The organism is Bacillus sp. AFS023182 (assembly GCF_002560575.1).
In the GTDB taxonomy this organism is placed as follows: Bacteria; Bacillota; Bacilli; order Bacillales; family Bacillaceae_G; genus Bacillus_A; species Bacillus_A arachidis.
In genome coordinates, this window is the sequence record NZ_NTRO01000118.1 from 1 (window position 1) to 306 (window position 306).

2 tRNA genes are annotated in these 306 nt (G+C 44.1%); both read left to right on the plus strand.

The features are described from left to right. Positions 1-103 precede the first annotated feature (103 nt). Positions 104-180, plus strand: a tRNA-Ile gene (locus CN288_RS27235). Between the two features lie 8 nt (positions 181-188). Next, positions 189-264: transfer RNA gene (locus tag CN288_RS27240), tRNA-Ala, on the plus strand. Positions 265-306 lie beyond the last annotated feature (42 nt).

A 306-nucleotide genomic window follows, 5' to 3' on the forward strand; every position in this document is an offset into this window, starting at 1 on the left:
CAATATAAGTTTCCGTGTTTTGTTTTCGTTTAGTTTTGAGAGTTCAATGAAAGTGTTGACTCTTCAAAAAGAATATGATATAAATTAATTCTGCAATTTGTATGGGCCTATAGCTCAGCTGGTTAGAGCGCACGCCTGATAAGCGTGAGGTCGATGGTTCGAGTCCATTTAGGCCCACCATACAATTTGGGGCCTTAGCTCAGCTGGGAGAGCGCCTGCCTTGCACGCAGGAGGTCAGCGGTTCGATCCCGCTAGGCTCCACCAAAACGCTATTTTATATAGCTTGGTATGTTCTTTGAAAACTAG